This is a genomic window from Gammaproteobacteria bacterium (assembly GCA_015709635.1).
In the GTDB taxonomy this organism is placed as follows: domain Bacteria; phylum Pseudomonadota; class Gammaproteobacteria; order Burkholderiales; family Nitrosomonadaceae; genus Nitrosomonas.
In genome coordinates, this window is the sequence record CP054180.1 from 818,022 (window position 1) to 830,277 (window position 12,256).

The window sequence follows — 12,256 nt, forward strand, 5'->3', positions numbered from 1 at the left end:
ACGGTTCCTCCGCTATCGGATTAATCCCAGATCAGCAAACGTATCGGTGTCGGATTGTACGCGTTACACGGATTGTTCAATTGCGGACAATTCGAGATCAATACCACGACGTCCATTTCCGCACGCATTTCGACATACTTACCGGGTGCCGAGACACCATCGGCAAACTCCAGTCCACCGGATTCCGTGACCGGCACATTCATGAAGAAATTGATGTTACTAGGCAGATCGCGCTTGCTCATGCCCAGTTGCTGGCACAACGGATCGTGCGCCAAGGCGTGCAGAAAATTATCGCGGCAACTGTGCATCGGAAATTTTTCCAGCGCATAGCGCACGGTATTGCTTTCCGCCGCACAAGCGCCGCCCAAGGTATCGTGCCGTCCGCAAGTGTCGGCGGTGATCGTGAGCATGACATTGCCAAAATTGGAATACAGCTCGCTGCCGGCCGTCAGATACAGTTTCTTCTGGCGGCTGATGGTATCGGTCGCGCTGTAGCGTTCCAACGCATCGTGCGCGTTGTAAAACAACGTATCGACTGCTTGATTGCCTTCCAAGTCGACGATGCGGAAGGTTTGTCCGCGTTTGATTGCTTTGACCCACGGCTCACCGGCCGGGCAAATTTCATTGATCAGCGCTTGGCTGGGGTCGAGCGGACTGGCAAATTGAGTAGAGGTGTTCATTGTTCACCCTCGCAATAAAAGTGTTGCGCGTTCTGCAGCGCGCGGATATTTTCGGCGATATGCAGGCATTCGCTGGCTGCATCCGCTGGCGTATCGAATAGTTCCAGATTGACCGCGCCGGGCTGATACGGCTTTCCCGGGTCCAGCGGATGCGGTGCGGCGGACAATATCATCAGGGTATTCATGACAAAACTGAGGTCGACATAATCGCCCGCTTTGCTGTGATTGACCTGATATTGCAGTTCTCCCAAGTGATCGGCGGTCACTTTACTGAAAAAATTGATGTTGGCGACCACATCGCGCATACCCAGCCCCCATTTCCCCAGTTCGATCAGCATGCCGTCCAGACCGCTGCGGAACATCTGATTGCGGTGCTCCTGATAACGCGCGGTGCCGTATTTTTGCTGGATCAGATTGGCGTCGCTCAGGCCGCATACGGTATCGTTCCAACCGGCGGTATCCGCTGTGATGCAACAAAATATCCGCCCCATATCCGAATGGCACGCGTGCCCTTTGGTAAGGCGGAAAGTATGCTGCGATTTCAGGGTGTCCGCCATGTTATAGCGCTCGAGCTTTTCTTCCTGATTGAAGAATAGCACAGCAGCATTCGCGCCTCCGTTGACATCGGTGAGACGCAGTGTGGTTCCGCGGCGCAATACACCGGACCAGTGGCATCCGCCCGGAATGAGTTGTTGCCAGATGGGTTTATTGTGTTGATTCATGATGAATTCCTCATTAAAAATGGGTTGACTTGCTGGGCATCCATTTTTTGCACAGGATGTACAGTGTGGTGCAGGTTAAAATACATCCCAGCACCAGCGGCGTCGCCCATAACTGCCACCAAGGCGCATCCGCGGAAATGGCATAAGGGCGCGGCCAGGCGATGTTGATGAGCTCAAACAATGACCAGATAAACGCCAGGCCATTGATGATCAATCCCCACGCGCCCAGCTTTAATTCGCCCAGCGCGGGATTCCACCGCCCAGTAAGCCGGGCAAACAAGGCAAAGCCGGTGGTGAACGTGAACATGGCGTATAAACCGCCGGTGCCGAACGCGATGATGGTGGCCACGGCATCGTCATTGAGCCCGAAAATCAATCCGCAACCCGCCAGCAGAACGGTAAAGAGAACCGCGTTACGCGGCGTTTTGCTCGCCGTGACTTGACTCAATACTGCGGGCATATTGCCTTCGCGCGCCATGGAAAAAACGATGCGCGAGGTGTATTTGACCATCGATGCGCCGCAAGCGAGAAAAGCCGTCATCACAATGGCCAGGAAGGGTTTCTCGAACCAATCGCCGATGCTGCTGGCAATCAGCGGCGTGACCGGATCGGCGGTATGGCTCGAGTGTCTCAAGGTGTCATGCTCAAAAGCCAGAATCAGCGCGGCCGAATTGAATAAAACCACCGTGCCGACAACCAGCAGCGACATGAAAATGGCGCGAGGAACCATGCGTTTCGGTTGATGAGTTTCTTCGGCGGTAGTGGAACAGGCATCAAAACCGATAAAAGCCCAGCCGGAAATCGCCAATGCCGCCAGAAAAGCAGCCATTTCACCGGGTGCCGTGCCGGTACCCATGTGCTGGAACAATTCCATGACAGGATGCTGACGGAAGAAAAGAAACAGCAAGAGCGCCACACCGAACGATCCGGCGACTTCCGCGTAGACACCCAGCTTGATCACCAGATTGAAAATACTGACCGGGGCGAGATTGAGGAGCGTGCAAAGCAACAGAAATAGCGCCCCCCACAGCACCATCATGCCGCCGCCGTCATGCGGCAGTCCGCTGAAGATAGCCAGCCAGAACCCGCCGGTATAAGCGGTTGTCGTGACCATGGCGATGGTGGAGCAAATATAAATTACACCGGCATATTGCCCGGCTATCGCACCGCCGAGCTGCCGCGCCCATTTATAGGCGCCGCCGGCAATCGGGAACTGTGAAGACAATTCGGCGTAAACAGTCGCTACCAGCAACTGCATGACCAAGCAGACCGCCAGTGCCGCAAACCAACCGCCGCCGGCGACGACCGTTTGCACGCCGATGATGGCATACAGCCCGGCTACCGGTGAGACCACCGCAAAACCCAGCGTAAAACTGTGCCATACGCTCATGCTGCGATTGAGTGCATCGCCGGTTGCATGCGTATCTTGAGGGGAAGCGATCTGTTTTGTTGAACCTGACATAACCAGTCTCCATACCAAAGGGTTTTCGGGATTGTAATGTACCAAAAAGTACATCACCTGATCTCCCGGGCTTTTATCCCTCCGTGGAGCCTCGTTTTACGAGACCGGAAACTCTCGGACCAGACACCGAAACTGCATTGGCCGGAACCCTAGTTTCCCGTTGAGTTACCACTTGTTCAGTAACTATACCGTTAATCGTTCAATCAAACGGTATTTTTGAGAAGCAAGTAATGGATAGCATTTTAATTGTGCAGTTTGGAAAAAGCAATTAGAACGTGTATGTCCTTTTTCCTGGAATCTGACACTACTTGTGCTATATTTAGTCTACTTATTCAGGAGAGAAAAGATGAAAAAATTAACATCCGTAGTCGGTATATTGGCGGTTTTCTTGCTGGTTGAGCAATCATTCGCAGCCAGCTACAACTTCGATATTCTTTATAATGGCGGTGGCAGCACTTCTCTTGAAACGGGCAGCGACGATCCTATTGGTACCAATCTGCAGCCTGGCGATACGTACACTTGGAATCTGCATACTAATGCTTCCAGCTTCTGGCGTGTCGATACCGGTGACAGTTTCTTCCCTTTGGGTGCATTCGGTGTCAACGAGTCTGCAATTAGGACAGGTGATTTTGATCTTGTGTTACGCAACAATGGCACCAATGTTTTTTTTACGAGTGAAGTGGCAGCGACGATGCAATGGGTTCATGTCGGTACCAACGCCATATCATTGGCCACGGGATTGGAGTTTGACGAAATGCAACTTAGCTTCGCGCTAACGTCAGCGGTAGTTGATTATTCGTTTGATCCGCTTCTGCCGGAAAATGCGCTTAACGGTAATCCGTCAGATACCACCATCAACGGGAGGATGTCAATTTTTGGTGCGCCGGAGGCTTATAGTGGTATCAGTCTGGTTTCAGTAGTGCCTGAACCAGAGTTCTATGCCATGCTGTTGGCGGGTATAGGCCTACTGGGTATAGCTGCGCGCCGCCGGAAGGTTTAATCTTCCCCGTCGGGGCGAAGGCTAGTTAAAAACTAGCAGATTGAAAAGCACAATTAGCACCCCGCTGCTTGCGGCGGGGTGCTTTATTACTAAAATCTACCAAAATCCAGTATCCGCTACTCAATAGAAAAACAGATATTCCCAGAGAAGCTTTGCTCAAAAAATCGAGTCTCCGTCAAACATCCTGCCAGCCGTCGATGGAATCGAGCTCCGGGTATCCGGTCATGGCATGCGAGGCCAGCATGCCGGAAATGACGGCTGCTTCGACGCAGCCGGCGTTCAGTCCGCAAATCGTCCAATCCCCGGCCAGAAAGAGGTTGGAAAATCCCGAGTTCCGGCCGTCCAATCGATACTGCGTGCTGCCTTTCAGCGACAGTACATAGCGTTCCGTCGGGTCGATGTTGGCGCGGTCGAATTTTCTGACCACGGAATTCCAGTCGAATGTGCCGCCTGCGTCGACACTCTGCGGCCAGAAGACTTTGATATCGTTATTTAAGAAACGATTGGATTCGGTGATCACGATATCGAGCGCTTGCGCCGGTTCATCCGTTTGCGTCGCTGGGGCGATGCCACCTTCCATAGGACCGCAAAAATAGGCGATATTTCTGATATTGCTTGAAGCGGGCCAGTTTTCGCGCGGCAAAAGATGCGTCATATCGGCCCATGTATTCATCGGTTCGACAAAAGCATCCATCACCGGGCTTGCTTTTTCCCAGCCGAGTTCCTGCAAGTCTTTATTGAGCCATGTTTGAAACGCCATCGTGCGCACAGTGCCTACCTTATCGACCGCAGCTTTCCAGTTACTATCCGCGTTAACCAATTCGGAGCAATGATAGGGGATGGTGGCCAGCGATGCGCCGTACAGCACATCGTCGAAATCCTTGCCCGATTGCAACGTGATTTCTTCCACGTCTTGCCAAGGGGTATAGAAAGATTCGAGGTTGATGTTGCCGTTTTTTAAGGCATCGCCTTCAACGAGCTGATCGAAATTGGGCGTGCTGGGCCAGCATGGCAAGTCGCGAACGGTGACATACGGGTCGTAGGCTTTGCCGTCTTTAACCGTTGCCTGTCTGCCGATGGAAATGGTGTCGATGCTTTTTTCCCCGGTAGCGGATACTTTGATACCGAGATTTTTAACGCGGTGGAAGAATTTGAATTCCACACCTCTTTGCGCCAGCACCTGATGCAGCGGAGTGAAAATGGTATCGCCCATGCCGGCCTGCATTTTCCAGAAGATGGCGCCCTTGTAGGTAAAGCAAATGCGGAATATGCAGCGGATGGCTGTGCCCGCGGCGAAGTTCGGTTTTGATACTTCGCCGTTTTCATAGGCAAAGACCAGATCGTAGAGCCCTTGCATCAGCGGCGAGTAAGCGGTGATTTCCGCTGCGCCGTGGCGCAGCAGCCATTCCCGCAGGTCTTCGGTGTCGAGTTTATTCAGTTTTTCTTCGTGATGAAGGACGCCATCCCGGAGCAGACCGATCACGCCGGTAAAACCGGTGTCGAGTAAGATAAATAAACGTCTTGACTCAAGATCGGAATCGACCATTCCTTTCAGAATGGGGAATAACAATGTCTTCAACTGGATGAGCAGCTCCAGGAAAGCGTTGTATTGTGCTTCCGTATGTTGACTGACATCATGGCCCATGGCATGCAGGTGCAGGGTGATGCTTTTGAAGTGCGATTCGATCAGCGGCCGGGCAATCCCTAACGCGAGGTGGGCGATTTCCAGCGCCATGTTGGGAAAAGGCCCATTTTTCACTGCATGGCGCGCGGTTCTTAAAACCAGACGGGCGACTTCCAGTACCGCGGCGGGAGAAGGTGCTCCCTTCATGGCAAAACGGGCGGTTTCCAGAGCCAGACGGACATTGCCCGGTACGGCCTGATCGATGGTTTGAATGAAATTTTGCATGAACTCATCGAGGACGCTTGCACTTTTTTCCGGGGTGGTTTTTGCTTTGGCGCACGGGCTATACTCGGAATCGAGCAGGGTGCTTTCGATCCACTCGGTCGTGGAAACGATGTAATCCCATAAAGTCGGCAGCGGACCCCCTTGGCCGGGAGTGTCGCAATTCTCGGGAAAGTTGAATTCCCAAGGGTGCCATTGTTCTTTGAATTGCTGCGCTAACACAATGTAACTGTGTTTTTTGAAGGCGTCTGTCCAGGACGCGAGGGGAGCTTCCGGTGCTCGACCAAGTTCCTGATAAGCGTGCTGCATGGCCTTGAAAGCGTTATTGTAAAAACCGAGCCAGATATGCAAACCATGTTCTTCGATCGCACCCTCTTCCCGGCTTCTGCCGCTTGCGCCCTTGCCGCCAAGGCGCCAGCCCATTTGGTAGACTGTGATACTGTCGTAAATCTCTTTCCAGTCGGGGTTGTTGGTGATTTCAAATGCGGTAGTCATGGCGCCAACGCCGCCGCCGACGATGGCGAGCTTCTTCGGTTTCAGGTTACGCTGCGCTTTTGTTTCTGTGGCTGTACCCGTGTCTATCTCAAAATTAAAATTGATATGGAAGCTGACATTGGAGGTGATCTGATGGTTCGCTCCGGGCTTGAGCCCCAATTCGCGAATGATGGGATGACTGTCACAAGGGAAAATTTTTATTTCATAGAGATGATCGTATATCTCGATATTTTTAAAATTTTGCGCGGTCGGCTTCGTTTCAACGATGGATTGATAACAAGCATTGGCCGGCTGAGTGACGTCTCGGAATTGCTTAAGGAACAGCATCGGCATTTTCTTATGGCGGAAATCCTCCCATTCGTTGACGATCAGGTCGATAAATTCTATCTCTTCTTCCTGGTGCAGGATGTGGAAAAGCTCGGTGATAAGGGTATCGAAATCAGACACCGTTCTACCATACTTCACTTTCTGTGAAGTTTTTTGCACTTCGACGAGGCGCTTGACAACGCCTTCGGTATTTGCCGAAAAGACCGGTAATACTAGGGTATCGACTGCAAATTGATCGGGATTGTGCGGTGAGGAGGGCAACACGATGTTGCCGATGCCTTTGGGGAAACCGTACAGCTCTCTTCCCATTGCCATCGCATACGGGTTATCCACCCAAAGATAGGGCATGTGCCAGTACATTGCATCCTGGTCTTGATCGATGATGAGCACCCAGAACCCGATCTCGCGTTCCTTGAACCATCCCCAGTTGCTGTAGGGAGCGGTACCGGAATACATTTTCGGGATATCGATGCAGGCAACCAATACGAATCCGCCCGCGGGAACAAAACGGCGGTTGTCGTCATAGCGGCCGAGCGGCGTATTCAAGTATTTGTCGCACAGCGCTGTCAGGCTATCGATATCGGCGTCGAGAATGAAGCCATAGAAATCAACCGGGTCTGTTTTGAAGGGCGGGATGAATACCAGCTCTCCTCCACGGTCTCTGTATTTTGCTGTGCTCATCGGTTTTTCTCCCCGGTTGGTTAATGGATGGACGAATTCTCTACTAATGCCTTTGCTTCTTTTATGATGCTTCTATTGAGTCCCTCATCGAATACCGCAAGCGCGGACTTCAGCATATCTGCGGCTTCTTGTTTCTTCTCAGAATCTTTGAGTAGCTGATAGAGAGCGGTTGCTGCCTGCAGCTTTCTTGCGGGCGAGCGATAGGTTTGGCATAGCGCGATGCCGTGGCGGAATGAAGCTTCTGCTTCTATCAAGTTGCCGTTTTTTTTGTGCAGCTCACCTTTAATCCGGTGTAGATCGAGTTCCGATGCAACTTCGTGATGTTCCTTTGCCAGTGCAATCGCTTTGTCGACAATACTCAGCGCATTGTCAGTTTGTTCCTTGCCGCCAAGTCCCAGTGCTTCGGCATGAAGCCCCATAAACATGGGGCGGACAATAATAGAACCGATATTATCCCAGCCGGCAAGGCCTTGCTCGATTAGCAGCAATCCGCATTTAACATCGCCCAGCATACAGGTTGCCCAACCATGCACAATTGTTGCTGCGTTTATCCAGAAGGGGTATGCCTGCTCATTGCAGTAGGCGATGGTACGTTCCGACCATTCCTTCGCTTCCTGAAATTCCCTGCCGAACATGCGAATCATGAAGGTAAAAGCCAGTGACCAGCCGATACTGAACGGGTGATGCAGCGAATTGGCAAGCTGAATCGCTACTGCATTTTCGGCATAAGCTTTATCGAGGTTTCCTAAGTACCAGTGTGTGCATGACAGATAACAATGCGCAGCCACGCAGGGATCCTGCCCATAAATGTAGGCGTGGGTATGGTGCAATTCCGGATTATAGAGCTCAATTGTTTGTTCGAGTTCATGCTGTGCGGTATTGAAATCGGCCAGCCAGAAAAGCGTATCGCCCAGCATCCAATGCCCTTCGATCAGTATTTCCGCGTCATTGGTATCTTGTCCGGCTTGCTGCATCTTCAGTGAAAGCGAGTGCGCTTTTGCCAGTTCTCCGCGAACCAGTGAATAAACCCACTGCCCCCACACTGCAAATTTGATATGCGGCTTATTGCCGGGTAATTGTGGAAGTTCACCCAGCTTATGATAGGTATCGCCGACCTCGGTATCGCCAAATCCCCGTGTGGCGATAATGGCCGGACCCAGTGTCGAGTAGAGTTGCATCTCAAATGAGACGCGCAACGAATTGTCACTGACGGAATCGACGAGCTCGAGGCCTTGTTTCAGGTGTACGATGGATTCCAAGTTGGCGGAATGCTGTAGTGCGCGCAAACCGGCGGCAAGCCAGAATGGTATGGCTTTTTCGTTTTCGGTCGCTTTGGTATAGTGCTGCGCGATCAGTTCGGGTTGTGTCTCGACAAGTTCCGGTGAAGTTGCTTCGATAGATTCCGCGATCAGTTTGTGATAGCTTTTTCGCGCGCTCTTCAGCAGCGATGAGTAAGCGGTATCCTGAATAAGCGCGTGCTTGAACGAATACAGCATATTGGTGGATGATCCATGCGCGAAAAGTATGCCTGCGCCAACGAGCGTATTGAGATAGCGATGCAAGTTTTCCTGGTGTTCTCCGGGGATAGACGCTAACACGCTGTACGAAAACTCTCTGCCGATGACGGAGGCCAGTTGCGCTACTTGCTTCGCTTGCGGGAAGCGGTCAAGCCTGGCGGTGAGGGAGTCTTGAATCGTTGCCGGGATTCCGAACGTGTGAAAAGCCGCGGATAGTTCGTATTTGTCCCCCGTATCGATGAGCATGCCGGATTCGATAACCGATTTTGTTAATTCTTCAAGAAATAAGGGTATGCCATCCGTTTTTTCGATGATATGTTTTACCGCTTCACTGGGAAGTGCCTTGGTATTCGAGATGCGACCCGCGATATATCCGCAGCACGCCATCGGTATCGAGCTTCACTGGGAAGTGCCTTGGTATTCGAGATGCGACCGATAATTTCGTTGGCATTCGTTTCTGAAAGACCCGTCAATTCCAAAGTAAGCATATTATTTTTCGGTTGCCATGCCGGTTTGAAATATGGCCGGTAAATAAGCACGATGAGAATTTTATGCTGACTGCAAGTTTCTATCAGTTGATCGATGATTTCCAGGGACGAGGGGTCAATCCAGTGCAGATCTTCAAGAATAAAGAGAACGGATTTCTGGTTGGCCTGATGAAGGAAGATGGAATTCAATAATTCGATGGTTTTTTGCTTTTGCCTTTGCGGTGTCAGGGCGGGTAGAGCGTATTCTTTGCTGAGCGGGATGGAAAGGAGTGATGCAACGAGCGGTACTGAGTCCGCTAAAGGCATATCGTACTGTTTCAGGAATCTTTCGATTTTTGCAAGCTTTTCATCCAATGCATCATTTTTTTCGAACTGAAAAACACTGTGTTCCAGAAAATCTATGATGGGATAGAACGAGCTGGTCTGGTGGTAGGGTGAGCTTCTCAGTTCAATCGATTGGAATCCGGTGTCTTGCCCTGCATATTCTTTCAGGGAATGAACGAGCCGTGATTTCCCGATACCCGCTTCGCCCGACAACAGTACAATTTGTCCCTTACCCGTTTGAGCGTGCTGCCATTTTTCCCGCAACAGGCCGAGTTCAGCTTCCCTGCCCACGAACGGTATCAGTCGATTGTTATTGGCGTCCAGCCGGCTAAATACATTGGCGGCACGGTTAACGCGGTAGATCGCTATCGCCTGCGAAATGCCTTTGAAGTTATGCATGCCCAAATCGCTGCTGTCGAAATAGCCGCGGGTGAGTTTGTGCGTATCCGCGCTGATATGGACGGCATTGGGCTCGGCGGTAGCCTGGATTCTCGCGGCGAGGTTGGGGGTTTGTCCAAAAATTGTTCTGGATTCCAGCGTATCGGATTTATCGATATCGCCGACAACAACGAGCCCGGTATGGATGCCGATTCGTACTTTCAGCGATACGCCAAGCTCTTTTTCAATTTGTTTGCTGAGCGTTTTGATGGAATTGATAATGTCCAGACCCGCTTGAATAGCGCGATACGCATCATCTTCATGCGCTGTAGGGTAGCCAAAAAATGCCAGGACGCCATCGCCGAGAAAATTCGCCAGATAACCTTCGTAGCGGAATATCGCGCCGGTGCAGGCATTCTGGTAATTCCGGATGATTTCCCGCAGATCCTCCGGATCCAGCTGCTCGGAAAGAAAAGTTGAACCCACGATATCCGAGAAAAGTACCGTCAACTGCCGGCGCTCGGGTAGTGTTTTTTCCAAGGATTCTTTTATTTGCATCAGCAGCGATCCGCAATTACTGCAAAACCGCGCACTGTCGGGATTTACAAAGCTACACTTTCTACACTTCATGCTAACCGGATATTTTTTAACTCACAAATTGGCCGACAGATCGGATAAATGCATTTTACCTTTGTCCGGACCTCCGTGAGTGTTAGTTTTATGTACTGCGCCATTAAATTCTCCGGGTGGGTGCCGCCAAAAGCTGGGCCATCGAAACGCAAATACTGCTATTTTCCGGAGCGGAGTGTTTTAAATTCTTACGGTTATGAAATTTCCTTTGTGTATCCATAAGGATAATTTATTGAGCACATCATTGTTTATAGTAAACTCTGCGTTCACTTGTTAGAATCACCCTTTTTCAAAAATAAATCAGACTCTATTATTAATTTAGGATTGTTCATGAATACCGAAGATTTTCGCCCCGAAAAAAAAGCCACTGTTTTTTATCCGCCGCAACGTGTTTTGATGGGCCCTGGGCCGTCGGATACGCATCCGCGCGTGCTGAATGCCATGGCGCGTCCTACCTTGGGTCACCTGGATCCTGTTTTCACGGAAATGATGGAAGAAATTAAAGGTTTGATGCGTTATGCGTTTCAAACCAAAAACCGTATGACTTTCCCGGTTTCCGGCCCGGGTTCGGTGGGCATGGAAATGTGTTTCGTCAATATGATCCAACCTGGCGATAAAGTGATTGTGTGTCGCAATGGCGTGTTCGGCGGGCGTATGATCGAGAACGTGGAACGTCATGGCGGCGTGGCGGTGGTGGTCGACGACAAATGGGGTGAGCCGGTTGATCCGCAGAAAGTCGAGGATGCCTTGAAAAAGAACCCGGACGCCAAGATTGTTGCGTTTGTTCATGCGGAAACCTCGACCGGCGCGCAATCCGATGCCAAAACCCTGTGTGAGATTGCACGCAAATATAATTGCTTGACGATTGTCGATACCGTGACTTCACTGGGCGGAACACCGATCAGAGTGGATGAATGGGGTATCGATGCGATTTATTCCGGCAGCCAGAAATGCTTATCCTGTCCGCCGGGCTTGTCTCCGGTCAGCTTTTCCGAGCGCGTGACCGAGCTGGTGAAAAACCGTAAAAGCAAGGTGCATAGCTGGTTCATGGATATCAGCCTGTTGCTGAATTACTGGGGATCGTCCACTCGGACTTATCACCATACCGCACCGACCAACGCATTGTATGGATTGCATGAATCGCTGTTGATGTTATACGAAGAAGGACTGGAACATTCCTGGGCGCGTCATCGCTACAACTATGAAGCGCTGAAAGCCGGTTTTGCGGCCTTGGGTATGAATTATGTGGTGAAAGAAGAACATCGTTTGCCGCAACTGAATTCCGTGTTTGTACCGGCCGGTGTCGATGAAAAAGAAGTGCGCCGCCGTTTGCTGGATGACTATAATCTGGAAATCGGCGCGGGATTGGGCGATTTTGCCGGAAAAGTATGGCGTTTCGGCTTGATGGGCACATCTTGCCGTGTCGAGAATGTAATTTTCTGCTTGAATGCGCTGGAAACCATTTTGTCCGACATGGGCATGAAGGTACAGCGTGGTGCAGCAGCAGCGGCTGCTCACCAGCGTTATGCGGCTAACCCTATGTTCTAAGGGCGCACGTCGCTAAATTGTTTTTCATACCACTTTCTTGTCCTGTGCGATGAGAAAGTGGTTTTATCTTTTTACTGATTCATCCTGGACAATCCGGT

8 protein-coding genes are annotated in these 12,256 nt (G+C 51.0%); 2 read left to right on the forward strand and 6 right to left on the reverse strand.

Annotated elements, in window-relative coordinates:
* Window positions 1–20 precede the first annotated feature (20 nt).
* The 3 genes from HRU78_03605 to HRU78_03615 are packed head-to-tail and all read right to left on the reverse strand — an operon-like array spanning window position 21 to window position 2,864.
* Entirely contained in the window at window positions 21–680 is a 660-nt protein-coding gene (locus HRU78_03605) for an urea carboxylase-associated family protein (protein ID QOJ22848.1), read from the reverse strand.
* Window positions 677–1,402, reverse strand: a complete 726-nt coding sequence (locus HRU78_03610; protein QOJ22849.1) for an urea carboxylase-associated family protein — start codon at window positions 1,400–1,402, stop codon at window positions 677–679. Before HRU78_03610 ends, HRU78_03605 begins: the two co-directional genes overlap by 4 nt.
* A 13-nt stretch (window positions 1,403–1,415) precedes the next feature.
* Complete coding sequence (locus tag HRU78_03615; protein QOJ22850.1) at window positions 1,416–2,864, reverse strand: amino acid permease; 1,449 nt, start codon at window positions 2,862–2,864, stop codon at window positions 1,416–1,418.
* A 346-nt stretch (window positions 2,865–3,210) separates the two neighbouring features.
* Between HRU78_03615 and HRU78_03620 the strand changes: the two genes are divergently transcribed.
* A complete protein-coding gene (locus HRU78_03620) occupies window positions 3,211–3,864 on the forward strand; it encodes a PEP-CTERM sorting domain-containing protein (GenBank protein QOJ22851.1) in 654 nt (217 codons plus the stop codon).
* A 175-nt stretch (window positions 3,865–4,039) separates the two neighbouring features.
* On the opposite strand, the gene HRU78_03625 is transcribed toward HRU78_03620, so the two are convergent.
* The 3 genes from HRU78_03625 to HRU78_03635 are packed head-to-tail and all read right to left on the reverse strand — an operon-like array spanning window position 4,040 to window position 10,538.
* Window positions 4,040–7,273 carry an NAD(P)-binding protein gene (locus tag HRU78_03625; protein ID QOJ22852.1) on the reverse strand — a complete coding sequence of 1,078 codons (3,234 nt, stop codon included), beginning with the start codon at window positions 7,271–7,273 and terminating at the stop codon, window positions 4,040–4,042.
* A gap of 20 nt (window positions 7,274–7,293) precedes the next feature.
* The gene (locus tag HRU78_03630) at window positions 7,294–9,177 is read right to left on the reverse strand and encodes a hypothetical protein (protein ID QOJ22853.1); all 1,884 of its coding nucleotides are present in this window, start codon (window positions 9,175–9,177) and stop codon (window positions 7,294–7,296) included.
* A complete protein-coding gene (locus HRU78_03635; protein QOJ22854.1) occupies window positions 9,111–10,538 on the reverse strand; it encodes an AAA family ATPase in 1,428 nt (475 codons plus the stop codon). The genes HRU78_03630 and HRU78_03635 overlap by 67 nt, the downstream gene beginning before the upstream one ends.
* A gap of 402 nt (window positions 10,539–10,940) precedes the next feature.
* Here HRU78_03635 and HRU78_03640 point away from each other — a divergent pair, with 402 nt between their 5' ends.
* Window positions 10,941–12,158 carry an alanine--glyoxylate aminotransferase family protein gene (locus tag HRU78_03640; GenBank protein QOJ22855.1) on the forward strand — a complete coding sequence of 406 codons (1,218 nt, stop codon included), beginning with the start codon at window positions 10,941–10,943 and terminating at the stop codon, window positions 12,156–12,158.
* The last annotated feature ends 98 nt before the right edge of the window (window positions 12,159–12,256 follow it).